This is a genomic window from Echinicola marina, assembly GCF_020463795.1.
GTDB lineage: Bacteria > Bacteroidota > Bacteroidia > Cytophagales > Cyclobacteriaceae > Echinicola > Echinicola marina.
In genome coordinates this window covers 5,570,364-5,588,883 of sequence record NZ_CP080025.1, presented here as the reverse complement: position 1 = coordinate 5,588,883, position 18,520 = coordinate 5,570,364, and the positions used below count along the sequence as shown (strand labels likewise).

The 18,520-nt window shown below is 39.4% G+C and carries 12 protein-coding genes; 10 read left to right on the top strand and 2 right to left on the bottom strand.

The window, feature by feature from the left end; all coding sequences use genetic code 11:
* The first annotated feature begins 150 nt into the window (after window positions 1-150).
* The 3 genes from KZP23_RS22570 to KZP23_RS22560 all read left to right on the top strand — a co-directional run bounded on the left by KZP23_RS22570 (window position 151) and on the right by KZP23_RS22560 (window position 3,547).
* Window positions 151-1,263, top strand: coding sequence for a glycoside hydrolase family 88/105 protein (locus KZP23_RS22570; RefSeq protein WP_226334057.1), 1,113 nt, complete (start codon window positions 151-153; stop codon window positions 1,261-1,263).
* 247 nt (window positions 1,264-1,510) lie between these two features.
* The gene (locus KZP23_RS22565) at window positions 1,511-3,067 is read left to right on the top strand and encodes a family 43 glycosylhydrolase (protein WP_226334056.1); all 1,557 of its coding nucleotides are present in this window, start codon (window positions 1,511-1,513) and stop codon (window positions 3,065-3,067) included.
* Window positions 3,068-3,208: 141 nt separating this feature from the next.
* A complete protein-coding gene (locus KZP23_RS22560; protein WP_226334055.1) occupies window positions 3,209-3,547 on the top strand; it encodes a hypothetical protein in 339 nt (112 codons plus the stop codon).
* Between the two features lie 37 nt (window positions 3,548-3,584).
* Here the strand turns inward: KZP23_RS22560 and KZP23_RS22555 are convergent, their stop codons facing one another.
* The gene (locus KZP23_RS22555) at window positions 3,585-4,472 is read right to left on the bottom strand and encodes a helix-turn-helix domain-containing protein (protein ID WP_226334054.1); all 888 of its coding nucleotides are present in this window, start codon (window positions 4,470-4,472) and stop codon (window positions 3,585-3,587) included.
* 217 nt (window positions 4,473-4,689) lie between these two features.
* Here KZP23_RS22555 and KZP23_RS22550 point away from each other — a divergent pair, with 217 nt between their 5' ends.
* Both KZP23_RS22550 and KZP23_RS22545 read left to right on the top strand, forming a co-directional pair.
* The gene (locus KZP23_RS22550; protein ID WP_226334053.1) at window positions 4,690-6,081 is read left to right on the top strand and encodes a sugar porter family MFS transporter; all 1,392 of its coding nucleotides are present in this window, start codon (window positions 4,690-4,692) and stop codon (window positions 6,079-6,081) included.
* A 5-nt stretch (window positions 6,082-6,086) separates the two neighbouring features.
* Window positions 6,087-9,398, top strand: coding sequence for a tetratricopeptide repeat protein (locus KZP23_RS22545; RefSeq protein ID WP_226334052.1), 3,312 nt, complete (start codon window positions 6,087-6,089; stop codon window positions 9,396-9,398).
* A gap of 76 nt (window positions 9,399-9,474) precedes the next feature.
* Here the strand turns inward: KZP23_RS22545 and KZP23_RS22540 are convergent, their stop codons facing one another.
* On the bottom strand, window positions 9,475-10,617 hold the full coding sequence (locus tag KZP23_RS22540; RefSeq protein WP_226334051.1) for an MBL fold metallo-hydrolase: 1,143 nt from the start codon (window positions 10,615-10,617) through the stop codon (window positions 9,475-9,477).
* 512 nt (window positions 10,618-11,129) lie between these two features.
* Between KZP23_RS22540 and KZP23_RS22535 the strand changes: the two genes are divergently transcribed.
* The 5 genes from KZP23_RS22535 (at window position 11,130) to KZP23_RS22515 (ending at window position 18,344) form a co-directional block, all read left to right on the top strand.
* Window positions 11,130-13,400 carry a glycoside hydrolase family 2 protein gene (locus tag KZP23_RS22535; protein WP_226334050.1) on the top strand — a complete coding sequence of 757 codons (2,271 nt, stop codon included), beginning with the start codon at window positions 11,130-11,132 and terminating at the stop codon, window positions 13,398-13,400.
* 197 nt (window positions 13,401-13,597) lie between these two features.
* A complete protein-coding gene (locus KZP23_RS22530) occupies window positions 13,598-13,993 on the top strand; it encodes a family 20 glycosylhydrolase (protein WP_226334049.1) in 396 nt (131 codons plus the stop codon).
* Between the two features lie 61 nt (window positions 13,994-14,054).
* Window positions 14,055-15,287, top strand: a complete 1,233-nt coding sequence (locus KZP23_RS22525) for a glycoside hydrolase family 27 protein (RefSeq protein WP_226334048.1) — start codon at window positions 14,055-14,057, stop codon at window positions 15,285-15,287.
* Between the two features lie 237 nt (window positions 15,288-15,524).
* Window positions 15,525-17,045, top strand: coding sequence for an alpha-L-fucosidase (locus tag KZP23_RS22520; protein ID WP_226334047.1), 1,521 nt, complete (start codon window positions 15,525-15,527; stop codon window positions 17,043-17,045).
* A 324-nt stretch (window positions 17,046-17,369) separates the two neighbouring features.
* Window positions 17,370-18,344: a GntR family transcriptional regulator gene (locus KZP23_RS22515; protein ID WP_226334046.1), complete on the top strand. Its 975-nt coding sequence runs from the start codon at window positions 17,370-17,372 to the stop codon at window positions 18,342-18,344.
* Window positions 18,345-18,520 lie beyond the last annotated feature (176 nt).

Here is an 18,520-nt window from a genome sequence, read left to right as displayed (position 1 = left end):
ATAAACTTAAGGCAAAGAATGTGAATGCTATTTTTTAAAAACTATATAGTGTAAAATATATAAATGGGGAATTAAAAAATGTTTTTTGGTTCTATCTTAGTGGTTTGCAGTTACTGAATCTGTGATTTATTCACCAATTAACCTAAACTTATGAAATTCCTTAGACTACAGTTATTCCTTATTTTTTTACTAGCGACACAATTGAATGCCTCGGCCCAAACGATTGATCCACAAGCAGTCAAAGATGAAATGAAAAGAGTTGCGGACTGGCAAATTGAACATTTTCGTTATAGTTATAGCGGTTATAGTAAGCCCCATCATCCTCTAGACTGGACCAATGGGGCTTTATATGTGGGAATGGTTAAGTGGGCTGAGCTTTCTGGTGATGATAAATATTATGAATGGTTGAAAGGAATAGCAGATGAACATGACTGGGACCTGCATAGAAGGAAATATCATGCAGATGATCATACGGTTGGTCAATTATATGCAGAACTCTACAGGAAGTATGGTAATGATGCCATGTTGGCACCAACTATCAAGCAGTTTGATTTTATCCTTTATCATCCTTCCAATAGCTTGTTGAATTGGGGTACACCATATCACCAAGATAGGTGGAATTGGTGTGATGCCTTGTTTATGTCACCGCCAGTATGGGCCAAGCTTTATAAAATCACAGGGGAGCAAAAGTACCTCGACTTTATGGTAAAGGAATATAAAGCGACCACAGATTTTCTTTTCGATAAAAAGGAGCATTTGTACTACAGAGATGAACGTTATATAAGCCAAAGAGACAATGGAACCAAGGTCTTTTGGGCCAGAGGGAATGGTTGGGTGTTTGCTGGATTGGCCAATATTTTAACTGAACTGGAGACAAACTCAAAGGAGTATAAATACTTCGCCAAAATCTATAAGAAAATGGCCAAAAAGCTTTTGGAGATCCAGACACCAGAAGGACACTGGGCAATGAGTCTATTGGGACAGGAATTCTATCCAACCCCTGAAACCAGTGGGTCCTCTTTCTTTACGTTTGGACTGGCTTGGGGGATCAACCAAGGCTTGTTGGATGCTGAGGAATACGAACCTGCTGTGAGGAAGGCTTGGAATGCGATGGTTTCCCATATCACTGATGATGGTATGCTAGGTTATGTGCAGCCAATAGGTGCAGCTCCGGGTAAAGCATGGTCGGATAAAACAGAAGTTTATGGTACCGGTGCATTTTTGAGCGCTGGTTCTGAAGTATATAAATTGTACAATAAATAGATCAAAACATAAGTGATCAGGGTGTTTACCAAAAAGGATGTCCTGGTTTTATATGCAGTATTGCTTTGCACCAGCCTTGCAGGAAGGCTAAAAAAATAGCAGTAGGAGAACTGATTGAAAGCTAGGGCAAATTGAGCCAAATAAATTAGAAGTTTTCCTCTCCCTATTTTTGGTAGTCCCAAAATATTTTGGCTTGAAAGCTAAAGAAAAAATTAACCCTAATTATACTAATAAACCTATATAAACTATGAGCAAGTATGCTTTCATCTTTATTGTCTTTTGTTTTTTTGCCTGTGGAGGAAAAAAACAAAAGCAAGTTTCTGAGCAGTCAGTTTCCATCTCAAATCCCATTATTCGAGGTGAGTTTCCGGATCCTTCTGTAATTGAAGTTGACGGAACTTATTATGCATGCGGTACTTCAAATGATTGGGCTCCAATTTATCCTATTTATAGTTCCAAGGATTTGGAGAACTGGGTTTTTGAAAGCTATGTCTTTGCAGAAACGCCAGAGTGGGCCAAGTCCGGTTTTTGGGCGCCTGAGCTTTTTTATCATAATGGTACCTTTTATTGTTATTATACTGCCAAAAGAAAAAACGGGGTTTCCTGCATAGGAGTAGCCACTACCAAGGATATCAGTAAGGGATTTGAGGACCATGGTGTGTTGATCGAATGGGGCTCAGAAAGCATAGATGCTTTTGTATTTGATGATGGAGGAGAGCTTTATGTCACTTGGAAAGCTTATGGTCTGAATCCTGATAAGCCTATCCAGATTTTGGGTTCAGGTATGACCAAAGATGGGCTGGAATTAAAAGGAGAAGTGTTTGAGGTAGTCACTGCAGAGGCAGATACTTGGGAAAGAGGGGGCATAGAGGGGCAGTCCATGGTGAAAAAGGATGGTTACTATTATTTATTGTATTCGGGAGCAGCATGTTGTGGTGGAGGTTGTGATTATAAGGTGGGAGTAGCCCGTGCTAAATCAGTCACTGGTCCGTGGGAAAAATATGAAGGCAATCCTATATTGAGTGATTTTGGTGATTGGAAATGTCCCGGACATGGTACCCCTATAGAGAATGAGTCCGGAAACTGGTATTATATCTATCATGCTTATGCGAAGGATGGCTTTCCATATTTGGGGAGGTCCGGATTGATCAACCAGTTTTATTGGGATGAACAGACGGGATGGCCTTATTTTAAGACCAATGAATTGATTAGTAAGTCTTCAGGGCAAGTGGAACCAATTGATATTGAAGATGATTTTAATGGAAATGAATTGTCTGCCCACTGGAGATGGGATTTGTCAAGTTATTCTCCAGATGTTAAGTTAGAGAATGGTCGTTTAAAATTATCAGGAAAAGGGGATATGTCTGATAAAGGTCTCGGAGCAGTCATCAACTTGGTGCCTGAAAAGGCAAATTATGAAGCAGAGGTCAAATTAAATTTGCAGCAAGACGTTTCGAAAGGCTTAGTTTTATATGGTACTCATGAGAATATGATTGGTTTGGTGCTTCAGAGCGAGGGATTGGAACTGTTTGAAATCCGTGGTGGAGCTTACCAAAAGTTGGAGGCTGTGGAGATAGGAATAGAAGAGGAGATTTCTTTAAAGGCTAAAGTATTAGAAGGCCATAAAGTGAGCTTTTCTTATCAATCTGAATCAGGTGAATGGATTAAGGTTGCTTTGGAAGGCAAAGGAGACGCTCCTTTGGTCGGTGATTTCTTGTCTTTTTGGCAGTGGGGGGTAAAGCCTGGGGTTTTTGTTAAAGGTAATAGTCAAGGAGAATTTGAAGCATTTAAATTGACTTATTAGCGTTGGAGAATAATTGATCATTCAAGAGAAAAGCATCCCGAGAAATCGGGATGCTTTTTTAGTTTCTTTTTGGGTAAAATGAGGTTTAATTGGGGATTAAATTTTGTAACTTGAAGAAAGGAGCAAGGCAAAACAATTGATATGGTACCATTAAGAAAAACTATTTCCTTTTCAGGCTTGAACAATTTGAAGATGGCGATAAAGGCAGAATCGGACAATCTACATCAAGATTTGATTTCCTTGATTTTTATAGAGAATGAAGAAAAATCCGATGAAAATTTTAAGCTGGTCATAGAGTTTGAAATGTCGACGAATAAGGTGAAAAAGTGGTATTGTGAAGGGGATTATCAGCATGAAAAAGGGGAAAAAGCGACACTTTCAATTGAACATAAAATCAAGGGCGGATCATTAGAGGCCATATGCCATTCTATTATTGATGAAATAGAAAAGGCCTATAAACTTTGGGCTGAGCTCAAATGAAAGGAAAGAAACAGGTCTTTTCTTCCCAAGAGAAAGTTTACAAATTCTTTTTATACTTAGAAGGAGGAACTCCCATGTACTTTTTAAATAGTCTGGAGAAGTAAAGCGGATCTTGGAAATCCAGTTGAAAACTGATCTCTTTGATGGACAATGAAGTTAGATTGATAAGTTCACAGGCTTTCTGGATTTTTAATAAGTTAAAATGATGAATAAGCGAGTGTCCTGTTTTTTGTTTGAATAAGGTAAAAATTGATGAAGGCGATTTGTTAAACGCTTTTGAGATGTCTTCGATTTTTACAGTTTCATAAATATGCTCATTGAGGTAATTAATGATATTATTGATCAATTGATCATGGTTTGATTCGGTCTTTTTAGTGGATTTTAGTGAATAATGAATAAATGAACCTAAAGTTTTGTAGAGTAGCATACTGGAATATTCGAAAACCTCTTTGGATAAGCCATTTTTAAAGATGTCAATCAGGTATTCAAACTCTGCTATTCGATTTTTTTCAAAGGGGATAATAATCGGTTTTCCATAGTTTTGTCCAGCAAAACGCCTATATATTTCCTGTGAATGATTGCCGGAAAAATGTATCCAGAATATGGACCAAGGATTTTCCTTTTCAGAATAATAGTAATGGGCTTTATTAGCTTCTATAATTAAAAATGAATTGGGCGTTAATTGAAATTCATCCTTTTCTATCCCAACCGAACCATATCCTTCAATACAATAAATTAATATGTGTTCAGAGCACCCCTTGGGCCTCTTTCGGAAATGGTGCAGGGCTTTTGGGAAGTAGCCAATATCGGTGAGGAAAAGGTCACGATTAATTGCTGAATTGGAATAGTCTTTAAGCAGGCCTCTTGGGATGACGGTCATTTTTTCACCAATAAAACCTGCTTTTATCAGGGCCTTATTTTTCACGGCATCTATGAATTTGTTGATACAACGAATATATCATAAATATTAATTGATATAATTTCAATTTTGTGTTTTTGTCCATGTTAAGAATGTTTTTATCCATTTTTACTAAGTTATATTAGGCTAAGTTTGTTTAATGCATAATTCCTCAAGATCAAAGCGGGGAATTTACACCAAGCTCTTTTTGATTAATAATGAATTTGAATAACCTAAAACAACTATGAGCAATAAGAATTATAATTCACCCTACCTGTTGGCTTTGGCCTTTACCTCTGCCATGGGAGGGCTGCTGTTTGGCTATGACTGGGTGGTTATTGGAGGGGCGAAGCCCTTTTATGAGCTGTTTTTTGAAATTAACCAGTCTCCACAGCTACAGGGCTGGGCCATGAGCAGTGCCTTGGTAGGCTGTATTTTTGGGGCCATGCTTTCGGGTACTGTGTCTGACAAATATGGGAGAAAATACCCTTTGATTTGGTCAGCAGCTTTATTTCTGATTTCAGCATTTGGTAGCGGATATGCAGACGATTTTTATTGGTTTATCATATACAGATTGATAGGTGGTGTGGGAATAGGCTTGGCCTCGACATTGTCACCTATGTATATAGCAGAGGTGGCTCCTGCGGAATTGAGAGGGAGATTTGTGGCTATCAATCAATTGACGATTGTCGTAGGGATCTTGGCCGCACAGATTGCCAATTATCTTATTGCCGAACCTGTTCCGGAAGGTATTTCTTCATCTGCTATGCAGGCTTCTTGGAATGGTACTATGGGCTGGAGATGGATGTTCTGGGCTGAGATCCTGCCTGCTGCTGCCTTTTTCTTGCTGATGTTTGCAGTGCCAAAAAGCCCAAGGTTTCTTTTGAAAATAGGGGAAGAGGCCAGGTCTACCCATATTTTGAGCAAAATAGGAGGTTTGAATTATGCCAAAAAGGAAGTCAGAAAGATCAAAGAAACCTTAGTTGAGAAGGATGACAAAGTCCATTTTAAGGATTTAAATGCACCCAAAATTAAGCCCATTTTAATTTTGGGAATAGTACTGGCCATCTTCCAACAGTGGTGCGGTATCAATGTCATATTTAATTATGCGGAAGAAATTTTCAGTAGCGCAGGTTACAGTGTAGGAGACATGCTTTTCAATATTGTAATCACAGGTAGTGTGAATTTGGTGTTTACTTTGATGGCCATGAGAACGGTGGATAATTGGGGGCGTAAAAAGCTGATGTTATTTGGTTCCGGAGCGTTGGCCATCATCTATTTTGTCCTTGGGCTAAGCTATTTCCTTGGTTGGACAGGCCTTCCTATTTTAGTTTTGGTAATTTCTGCAATAGCAGTATATGCGATGTCTCTGGCTCCGATCACCTGGGTGGTACTATCCGAAATATTCCCCAATAGGGTGCGTGGACTGGCCATGTCAATTGCCACTTTCAGCCTTTGGGTAGCATCATTTGTGCTGACCTTTACCTTCCCCTTATTAAACAGCGAACTAGGAGCATATGGTACTTTTTGGGTCTATAGTGGTATCAGTGTGTTGGGCTTTTTATTTATAAGGGAAAAATTACCAGAGACCAAAGGCAAAAGTTTGGAAGAAATAGAAACAGAATTCTTAAGATAAAATATATGAGCAGCTTTGAAAAGGTAAAAGCTTGGAAGGAAAGAGTGATCATTCCTACTTATGAAGTAAGTAAGGCAGAGACATACCCCATTTTCTTGGAAAAGAGGGTTTATCAGGGGAGTAGTGGATCTGTTTATCCTAACCCTGTCATTGAGAAGATCAGTGATGAGAAAATCGATAAAGAATGGGATGTAATTTATCTAGAGAACCGTTATATAAAAATAATGGTGCTGCCAGCCCTTGGAGGTCGTATTCAGATGGCCTATGATAAGGTGAAGCAAAGACATTTTGTCTACTATAATGAAGTGATCAAGCCTGCATTGGTAGGGTTGACAGGACCTTGGATTTCTGGTGGTATTGAGTTTAACTGGCCACAGCACCATAGGCCAAGCACCTATGATCCCGTTGACTCTACCATTGAGGAGAATGCAGATGGAAGCGTGACGGTTTGGGTGAGTGAAGTGGAACGTATGTTCCGCACCAAAGGGATGGCGGGATTCACCCTACACCCAGATAAAGCTTATTTGGAGATTAAAGGCAAACTCTATAACAGGACTCCGCATCCGCAGACTTTTCTTTGGTGGGCCAACCCAGCGGTTGCAGTAAATGACCATTACCAATCAGTATTCCCGGAAGATGTCAATGCTGTCTTTGACCATGGGAAAAGAGATGTGTCCCGTTTTCCAATTGCCACAGGAACATATTATAAAGTAGATTATTCTGCTGGAGTGGATATTTCCCGATATAAGAATATTCCAGTGCCCACTTCCTATATGGCGGTCAATTCGGATTTTGATTTTGTAGGGGGCTATGAGAATGATACCCGAGGAGGGTTACTGCATATTGCAGATCACCACGTTTCACCTGGCAAGAAGCAGTGGACTTGGGGGAATGGTGATTTCGGACATGCTTGGGACCGGAATTTGACCGATCGTAATGGTCCCTATATTGAATTGATGTGTGGGGTTTATACGGATAATCAGCCTGATTTTTCTTGGATACAACCTTATGAAGAACGTGATTTTACCCAGTATTTTATGCCTTACCAAGAGGTAGGAGTGGTGAAAAATGCTACAAAAGATGCAATGCTAAATCTCACGATCGAAGATGGAAAAGCAAATTGCGTAGTGTATGCTACAGGTGTGTTTCCAAACAGCCGGATAATCCTTTTACATAATAATAAGGTATTATGGGAATCAGTCTTTGATTTAAATCCGGAAAGTGTGTTCCGCCAATCGATAGATTTATCAGGGCATGTAGGGGAATTGTCGGTTGAAGTGAAGGATGATAGTGGACGCGTATTGGTAGATTGGAAACAAAGGGCTGAAGAACTTAAACCAGTTCCTGAAGCAGCCAAAGCAGCCAAAGATCCTAAAGACATAAAAACCAATGAGGAGCTGTATCTGACAGGGCTTCATATTGAGCAGTATAGGCATGCGACTTATAGTCCTTTGGATTATTACAAAGAGGCCATTAGCCGAGATGCTGGGGATGTAAGGTCCAATAATGCCCTGGGCTTGTACCTAATGAGGACTGGCAAGTTTGAGGAAGCAACAGTGCATTTTCAGGTAGCTATAGATACGCTTACCAAATTCAATCCAAACCCATATGACGGTGAACCTTATTTCAATAAGGGAGTAGCCTTGAGGTTACAGGGGAAATTGGATGAGGCTTATGATGCCTTTTTTAAGTCTTGCTGGAATGCGGCGTGGCAGGACGCTGGTTATTTCAATTTAGCGCAAATAGCGTTGATCCGTGGAGACTTGGATAAAGCCCTTGAATTGGTAGATAAGTCACTAATCAGAAACTGGCATAACCACAAAGCAAGGCATTTAAAGGTGGCTATTTTACGTAAGTTGGGTAGGGCAGAACAGGTAAATGCTTTGATTAGCTCCTCCTTGGAAATCGATAAATTCAATTTTGGAGTACTTTTTGAAAAGTATTTGATCAGTCGAAAGGAAGCGGACGAAGTTTATTTAAAGGAACTGATCCGGGATTATAGTCATAACTATTTGGAATATGCTTTGGATTATGCGCAGGCAGGGCTTTATGAAGAGGCAATCGCCTTATTGAAAGTCCATACTGAAGGCAAGGACTCAGTTTACCCAATGGTTTGTTATGCGATGGGCTATTTCCATTCTGAATTGGGACATATGGAGCAAGCTTTAAATTATTATAAACTAGCTACTCAGATGCCTACAGATTATTGTTTCCCTAATAGACTGGAGGAAGTGGTGATGCTTCAGGCGGCCATTGAAGCTAATAGTGAAGATGATAAAGCCTTATATTATTTAGGGAATTTCTGGTTGGCCAAGAGGCATTATGAGGATGCCAGAAGTTGTTGGGAAAAATCCCTGGCACTGAATGGAGATTCACCATTGGTATTGAGAAACCTTTCTTTGATCTACTATAATAAATTTGATAGAAAGGATGAAGCACAAAAGCTGTTGGAAAAGGCATTCGCTTTGGATAAGAGCCCAAGGCTATTGATGGAGCTGGACCAGCTTTACAAAAAGGTAAATATGGTGCCTGCAGTACGTAGGTTGTTTTTGGAGAAACATATAGAGCTAGTTAATTACAGGGACGATGTATATCTCGAGTATATTACCCTGCTGAATATGCTGGGTGAACACCAGAAAGCATTAGATCTTTTAATGAGCAGACAGTTCCATCCATGGGAAGGAGGTGAAGGGAAAGTGCCTGCTCAGTACATCCTTTGCAATGTGGAGCTTGCCAAAGCTGCTATTTCCAAAAAGGAATTTGAGTTGGCGGTTAAATACCTAGAAGCAGCGCAAAAATATCCTCATAATCTAGGGGAAGGCAAGCTTTTTGGCGCTCAGGAAAATGATGTGTTTTATTGGTTGGGATGTGCTTATATGGGCTTAGGCGATCAGCAAAAAGCAAAGGATGCCTGGAATAAAGCCTCTGAAGGATTGAGTGATCCAAGCCCCGCATTGTATTATAATGATCAGCAACCAGATAAAATATTCTATCAAGGGTTGGCCTTATTGAAATTAGGTGACAAAACAGCTGCATTGAAGCGCTTCAATAAACTGGTGGATTATGGAGAAACCCATATTTTTGATGATATCAAAATTGATTATTTCGCAGTTTCCTTGCCTGATTTGTTGATTTGGGATGAGGACCTAAATGTGCGCAATCATATCCATTGTAATTACCTGATAGGATTAGGGAAGTTTGGAAGAGGGGAGATGCCTGCAGCTCAAAAGGCCATGGAAATGGCTTCAGAGCAAGATCTTTATCATTTAGGAGTACATGTTCATAAGATTTTAGTAGATAGCAATGAGCCTGTTTAGTGTTGGAAAAGTAAAAAGCACCCCTTTGAATTTTTTAAGGGGTGCTTTTTACTTTCATTATTATCATCTAGAAGAATTAATGACTGGATTCACTCATATATTTCAACCACCACTCTTCTTGTGGGTAATCTTTTCCAAGTTGTACCCGTTGGCCGATAACAGGGTGGATCATGGTCATATTCTGTTGCTCACTTTCCTTTTTAAATCGCTTTACCGGTTCGGTCCAAGAATGGGTAGATAAGCTAAAGGCTCCCCAGTGGATTGGCATTAATATTTTTCCTTTAACTCCCTTCCCAGCAGTTACACTTTGTTCAGGAAGCATGTGGATATCTGGCCAGGCGTCATTGTATTGTCCGCATTCCATTAGAGCCAAATCAAAGGGGCCATGTCTTTTGCCGATTTCTTTAAAGTGGGGACCGTAGCCACCGTCACCACTGAAGTAAATGGAAGTATTTTCAGATTTGATAATCCAACTGGCCCATTGGGTTTTATTTCGGTCTGTTAATCCCCTGCCAGAAAAATGACGGGATGGGCTGGCAATGATTTCTATGGAGTTTAATTTTGCCTCTTCCCACCAATCTAATTCAGTGATTTTTGAGGCTGGAATTCCCCACGCGCTAAGGTGGGCGCCCACTCCTAGTGGTGTATAGAAATGCTTGGTAACTTCCTTTAACTGGAGAATGGATGGATAGTCCAAATGATCATAGTGATCGTGGGATAGGATGATCGCATCAATATCATTCAGTTTTTCTATTGGAATGGAGGATTCATACAGGAATCTTTTTGTGCCAATGGGAAGGGGAGAAGGATTCCCGGTTAACATCGGGTCGATCAAAATTCTCTTTCCTTCCAGCTCAATTAAAAATGCAGAATGACCATACCAGGTGATATGACACAAGCTATCTGTTTTTTTGTCAAGGACAGATTCGAAATTAACCTCTAATGGCCTGCTGGGAGCACTTTGTTCAGAGAATAGAAGTTCAGGCAATAATGGCAATACATCCCATAATGATCCTGTGCTCGTTTCAATTAGGTTGATGAACTGATTTCCGTCGTAATTGGGTGAATTGTTGATCCTTGATAAATAATCACCTTCGGGGCTCTCTCCAAACTGGGGAGCTACTTTGGTATAGGAGTAAGCAATTGTTCCAAAGACTAGAATAATTAGAGTCAGAAATAATGTGTATCGAATGATTGTATTAATTGTCTTCTTAGCCATCAATAGGGACTTATGAATATTATTAGTTTGCTTTAAGGGGTTGGGTAATTGTTGTTCTTTTTTAAACTTAATCGAGTAATCTAAAACGAAGATCGACCTTGATTTGTTGAAAAACATAGGTTCGACGGATCATTGTATAGCTTTTACTATCCAGTTATTTTCAGATTTATCTTAGGGTATTATTGGAGCTGTTTGCCCAGAGGTAAATGTCAATAATTAAGATGATGATTTCAATACAGAAAGAATAAGACTTTTATTGTTTTGTATTGATCTCTGAAATCCACCAGAAAATAATCCTTTGGTATTTTGAAGAAAAAACGTGGGTTATTAATGGAAATATACTATAGTGACGACGGATTTGCGGTAAGCGAAGGATTTATTTTACTTTTTTGAAGGATATGTAGTATTGGAAGGCTTGGGTGCTTTTTAACTTTGGGTTTGGGATTTGTTTATAAATGCAAAACCCTTTTAGCAAATAAATTAAAGCAATAACATTAAACTCAAAACTACTAATGCGTACAAACAGATTTTTAGGAGTTGCTGTATTATTTTGGTTGGCGATGACTGCCAATGCCCAGCAGTGGACTCCTAAGCAAGCACCTTTAATGACTAAATTTGCCAAGGATGTGGATCCAGAAAATGTCCTTCCAGAATATCCTCGTCCACAGATGGTAAGAAAAGAATGGAAAAACCTTAATGGTCTTTGGCAATTCCAGCCAGGAACATGGGAGAGGGAACCTTATCCAAAAGGGAAATTGTCAAGAAATATACTTGTACCTTTTGCTGTAGAGTCAGCGCTTTCTGGAGTACAAGAAACCACCCATGAACGATTATGGTATCGTAGGGAGTTTACCGTTCCAAAGGATTGGGATGGACAGCGTATTCTCATGCACTTTGGAGCAGTGGACTATGAAGCGGTGGTGTTTATTAATGACCGACCAGTAGGGAAACATGAGGGAGGTTATGATCCGTTTTCCTTTGATATCACAGATCACCTCAAAGAGGGAACCCAGACGGTTACGGTCAAAGTTTGGGATCCAACAACTAGAGAAGGTTTTCCTAGGGGAAAGCAGGCCCTCAATCAAATAGATATCATGTATACTCCTGTAACGGGGATATGGCAAACAGTATGGCTAGAGCCTGTAGCTAAGGATAGAATTGTGGACTTTGAAATGGTACCGGATATAGACAATTCCCAACTTAATTTGTCCGTGGAAACTTCAGGTGGAAGGTTCTTGACGTATACGGCAGAAGTTAGAGATGGAGATAAGGTGATTGCGACCGTTGATTCCAAGCCTATGAAGCCCACAGCCATTTCGATCAAGAATCAAAAGCTTTGGTCCCCTGATTCCCCTTTTCTGTATGATATGACCATTACCCTTAAAGATGGGGATAAAGTAGTCGATGTGGTAGATACCTATTTTGGGATGAGGAAGATTTCAGTGGAACAGGAAGGAGAATTCCAAAAACTTTACCTGAACAATGAATTTGTTTTTCAAATGGGACCATTGGATCAAGGCTATTGGCCTGATGGATTGTATACTGCGCCTACAGACGAGGCATTGCGCTATGATTTGGAAGTGACCAAAGAGCTTGGCTTTAATATGACCAGAAAACATATTAAGGTAGAACCAAAGAGATGGTATTATTGGGCGGATAAATTGGGATTGTTGGTATGGCAAGATATGCCTTCTTCCAGTAGTTATACTCATGCTGCACCAGAACCTAACAAGGAGGCCTTTACTAGAGAGCTGATGCGCATGGTGGACAATCTTAAAAATGTGCCAAGTATAGTGATGTGGGTGATTTTCAATGAGTCCCAAGGACAGCATGATACGGAACATTATTCCGCTTTGGTAAAAGGATTGGATCCTTCCAGGGTCGTTAATGAAGCCAGTGGAGGAACCAATCATGGCGCAGCAGATGTGGCCGATGTTCACAGTTACCCACAACCAGCCTATGCTCAGAGCCCTTATCAAGTCACTGTTTGTGGGGAATATGGCGGTATTGGTTATCAGATGGATGAACATATTTGGAATCCTGATGATTTGAAAGAATATATTACAATCAATACAGAAGCTGAATATTTGTCCATGTATGATGACTTTGCGGATATGTTGGTGCAGTTTAAGACCAATCAAGGCTTGAGTGCGGCAGTATATACCGAAATTACCGATGTGGAAATAGAACTTAATGGGATCATGACCTATGATCGCGTGTTGAAGGTCGAGCCAGAGAAGATTGCCCGTATCAACAAAAAGATAATAGAAAAAACGGACCATGTGTATTCGTTGGTTCCAACCGCAAAGGAGCAAAATATAGACTGGCAGTATACTTTTGAAAAACCAGCGAACAATTGGACGGAAACTGACTTTTTAGCCTCAAGCTGGAAAACTGGAAGAGCAGGTTTTGGGTCTAAAGGCACTCCAGGAGCTATTAATGGCACTACTTGGGAAAGTGATGGGATTTGGCTTAGAAGAACTTTCGAGCTGGGAGATCTTTCGAAGATTGACTTGGATGATATTCGTCTAAGTATCCATCATGATGATGAATGTGTGGTATATATTAATGGGGTTAAGGCAGCAGAATTGGATGGGTTTACTTCCAATTATGTCAATAATCCTATTTCTGATGAAGCCAAAAAAGCTTTGGTATCAAATGGAACCAATACTATTGCTATTCACTGTAAGCAAAATATAGGGGGACAGTATATCGACGCAGGCCTTTCTATAGCTACTGGAAATAAAGCGATTGCTGAGAAAACTTTGGAGAGTTTAAAGTGATAATAGTCTAGATTTTCAATTACTGAAAGCAGGGAGATGGTAGAAACCGTCTTATAATAATTCTATCTAATTATTTAGATGGAAAGTTATAGGACGGTTTCTTTTTTAATTTAAGTTACTTCTGATATTTTTGGTCTTTAGGCCTAGATACTCTTGTTCTATAAATACAGAATAGTAATTAGGGAGAAGCAGCCAAGATGGGCAATGATGTGATCATGACGCCGAGTGATCCGCTGTATCTAAATCGTGTACAAGAAGATCCAGAAAAAGAGCCTCATGGGCCTTCTTTTTCCATAAATACTTTGGAAAGGGTGTATGAATACCATCCTTTTCCTAAACAGTTGAGCCAAGAGGAGCGCAAGCACATCAAAGGGGTACAGATAGCTGTATGGACGGAATTTATTTCTTCTGTAGATCATCTCGAATATATCTTACTGCCTAGAATGCCTGCCTTCGCAGAGCTTTCATGGACTGGAAAGGAAGACAAGAACTTTGATGACTTTGTGCGTCGTTTGAATGCTTGGCATTATCAGGCATGGAAGCAAAAAGGAAAACGCTTTCATCCAGCATATTATTCGGGCAGTCAATATTGAAAAAAGTATAAAATAAATTTTTGACCAAACTAAAATAATTGAACCAAACCCATTCTAAATTATGAACCCAAATAGTTTGAAAATTAATATAGTGCTGCTCTTAATGCTCATTGGTTTTTATGCGCATGCGCAACGTCCACAGACTCCATTGATGGGCTGGTCTAGCTGGAACAATTACAGGGTAAATATCAGCGAGGATATTATAAAAAAACAGGCTGATGCGATGGTGGATCAAGGGCTGCTTGAGGCTGGTTATACCTATTTGAATATGGATGATGGGTATTTTGGTGGTCGGGATGGTAAAGGAAACCTTTATTCTCATCCAGAAAAATTTCCTTCAGGTATGAAGGACTTGGCAGATTATATCCATAGTAAAGGACTGAAAGCAGGGATTTATACCGATGCGGGAATCAATACTTGCGCATCTTATTGGGATAAAGATACTTTGGGAGTGGGCGTTGGTCTATATGGGCATGAAAGCAGGGATCTTTCCCTAATGATTGAAGATTGGGGCTATGATTTTGTGAAAGTGGACTGGTGTGGAGGAGACTGGATGGGCTTGACCGAAGAGGTGAGGTATACCGAAATCAGCAAAATCATTAGAGAAATGGACCCGTCAGTGGTCTTCAATGTATGTCGGTGGGAATTCCCAGGAGAGTGGGTGGTCAATATCGCAGATTCTTGGAGGGTGTCTCCAGATATTGGAAATAATTTTAAATCCATCATGCGGATTATAGACCAGAATGCAGATTTATGGATGTATTCTGGGCCAGGCCATGTTAACGATATGGATATCCTACAAGTGGGAAGGGGAATGACTTTTGAAGAGGATAAGACACACTTTACCATGTGGTGCATGCTTAATTCCCCACTTATAGCCAGTAATGATCTGACTACTATTTCGGAAGAGACCTTGAGTATATTGACCAACAAGGAGTTGATAGCGATCAATCAGGATCCAATGGTTTATCAGGCAAGGAGGGTGATTGATCATGGGGATTTAGAGGTTTGGGCCAAGCCGCTAATTTCTACCATCAGCGGCCAAGTGGCGGTGACCTTGTTGAATCGTACATCGAGTAAGGAGAACATTTCCTTTAATTTAAAGGATGTAGGGCTATCTGGAGAAAATGGTTATTCCATGACAGAATTATGGTCAGGAAAATATTTTGAAAAATCCAAGACAGAAAAAGTGACTTTTGAGGTGCCATCCCACGGAGTGGTAGTGTTAAAGATAGAGGGAGAAAGTTTGCCTTTCAACTTGTTTCAGTATAAGCCAAAAAATAAAGATAACTGAGGGGACACTTAATCTCTAGCTAAGAGAAGTAGACTGTAGATAATAATTTTCACTCTTAAACATCGGCTGATCACTTTAGAGATTTTCCATTTTCTTTCCTTTTTTATCAATGATAAGACCATCTATATAAAATTCTTTGTATAGATGGTTTTTGTTTTTGATTGTTTTCGTTTAGTTACGATATTGTTCCTTATTTAGTTTTTATAGCTTTGTTTTGTTAATATTTAAGATTCGGAAATGAATAAAATGAATTTTGTCTGGCAAATTATATTCGGGGTGATTTTATTATTGGTAGCCCCATTTGACATGAATGCTCAGATTTTAAAACCTGCAAATGAGCCTAATCAGGCTCAGAAGGAAATGATCAAAAGGGGCTATGGTATGTTTATTCATTTTGGCATTAACACTTTTGCTGATATCGAATGGTCAGATGGAAGTATCCCGGTGGAACAGTATCAGCCTACTGATTTGGATCCTGATCAATGGGTTAGGGTCGCAAGGGATGCGGGCTTTCGATATGTTTCGTTGATAACGAAACATCATGACGGGTTTTGTCTGTGGGATAGTAAGTATACAGACTATGATGTAGCTAGCTCTCCTGTGAAAATGGATGTGGTAAAGGCCGTTTCAGAGGCTTGTGAAAAGTATGGGTTGGAATTTGCAGTTTACTATTCTTTATGGGATAGAAAAGAACCTACTTTCAAGGATGAAAATCCTCAGAAGTACATTGATTACATGAAGAATCAATTGACAGAGCTGTTTACCAATTACGGGACCATTGCAGAACTTTGGCTGGATGGAGGCTGGAGAAGGGATCCTAAGGATTGCGGCTTGGATCAACTTTATGCCTTGGTCAAAGGTTTTAATCCCAATTGTGCCTTTAGTGTGAATCACACCATTTTGAATGAAGCAGGCAAGCGTAAGTTTACTTTGCCTTCTACTATGACGGAGGATAATAAATATTACTTCCAATATTTTCCATCAGATTTTAGATTGTGGGATCCAAAATTGATTACCCGCTACGACAAAAAGCAATATTTACATGAGGGGAAATCTTATTATTTGCCATTTGAACATACTATTTGTATCAGTAGTCGATGGAACTGGTTCCAGAAATCTAAGCATTTACCAGTTCGTTCTTTGGATGAATTAGAGGAGCTATTTTATTGGTCTACGGATAATGACAACTGCTTGGTAATCAATGTTCCACCAGATCAGACCGGCAAAATACGCGAATATGAGGCGAATGCGGTAATGAAGCTGGGTGAACGATTAGGAATAGAAAAAGATAAACCACTACCAAAAAATGGTGAGTTTATTTCTGCGAAAATGCCTGTATCTGCCAGTTCAACCTTAAGAGAAAAAGGAAAGGAATACACGGCCAGTGCAGTGACAGACGGAAGTCTGGATAGCAGGTGGTCTGCTGCGGACACGTTAAGTTTCCTGGAAATTCAATTGGACCCGGAAAATAAATTTAACAAAATAAGCATTTTTGAATATCAGGATAGCGAGCAACTGGATGATGGCTTTTCAAACATACGAACCAATAGGATTAAGGAATATAATATTCAGGTTTTGACTGATGGGAAATGTAAAACGATTTATGTAGGCAGCGAATCCATGGGGGATTGTAAGGTAATCAGATTTCCGGTTTATTATCAGGGAACCAAGCTAAAATTGAATATTACCAAGGCTCAAGGATTACCATCTATAAATGAAATTAATATAATTGATATGTCGGCTAGTAAAAAGGGGTAATGTTGGCAAAGAAATAAAAATGGCGCTTAATGCTTGTCTAGCCTCTGTTTTACTTTGGTTGTTATTAGGGGCACTTGGTTATTTGATTGAAAGTGTCTCTCCTAAAAATAGATGCTTAAATTTAGTTAGTTATAAAATCCGGGGAATGATGGTTTCTCGGATTTTTTTGTTTGGTTTTTAGACCACGGGGTATATGCATTCTTCTGCTGAGGAAATAAGCCTCTATCATTAATTGAATTAGAAACTGAATAGGTACGAACTGGTATGACTTTTATTATATTTGTTAGCTGAGGAGAACGTTATAGGTCAATTTTAGGAAGAAGAATGAAGAAAGAAGCTAAATACAAAAAAATAGTGAATCATGTCATTGATGGGATCAATAGGGGGGAGTTTAAGTTAGGGGATTGGATCCCTTCTATCAACGAATTCCGGAAAAAATATGCTTCATCCAGAGATACAGTTTTTGCAGGTTTGAGTGACCTGAAAGCTAGGGGAATCATTGATTCGAAACCGGGAACAGGGTATTTTGTGGCCAGTACAAAGGTCGAAACCAGGAAACATATCTTTTTATTGTTCAATGAATTCAATGAGTTCAAAGAGGACTTGTACAATGCATTTATGGGATCCATAAAAAAAGGAGATACGGTGGATCTTTATTTTCATAATTATAATAGAAAGGTCTTTGAAACACTACTAACTGATGCGATAGGTAAATATACTACCTATGTGATCATGACAGGAAAGTTTAAGGGGATTGAACAGCTCCTTTCGCCAATAGCCGATAAAGTCTATTTATTGGATCATTTTGAATCCAAACTTCAAGGTAAGTACCCTTCTGTTGCCCAAAACTTTGAAAAGGATACTTATGAAGCTTTGAGTTCTGGTTTGGAGCATATTCTAAAGTATAAGCGCATCCTCATGGTCCAAAGTCATGAAAAAGAGCCTCTGGAAAGATATGATGGACTGCAAAGGTTCTGTTTGCAGTTTGGACTGGAGCATCAGTATTTGAACCGGATAGCGGATGAAAAAATTAAAGTGGGGGACCTTTATGTTTTAGTGGATGACCGTGATATGGTGAAACTCATAAAGCAGTCAGAACTGCAAAAAATTAAATTAGGGAGTGAGTTTGGTATAATCTCATATAATGATACACCGCTTAAGGAAATACTAAGGGGGGGGATTACTACTTTATCCACTGATTTTAGAAAAATGGGCGATACCATGGCTCGTCTAATATACCAGAATGGTATCGAAACGATTGAAAATCCCTGGAAACTGACTCTCCGAAAGTCGATCTGAATTTTGCAAGTGTAGATGGAATTGGTGCTTTTAGGCTTATTATTGCCGATTTTGATGAGCTGAAATGTTGATGGTCTACAGTTTGTGTAACAGTCATCTGTTTAGTTTTTTGATCTATTTAGGTCAGTGTAAGTTATGTTTAATTCAATAATTAAATATAAGTTTCATACCAGTTC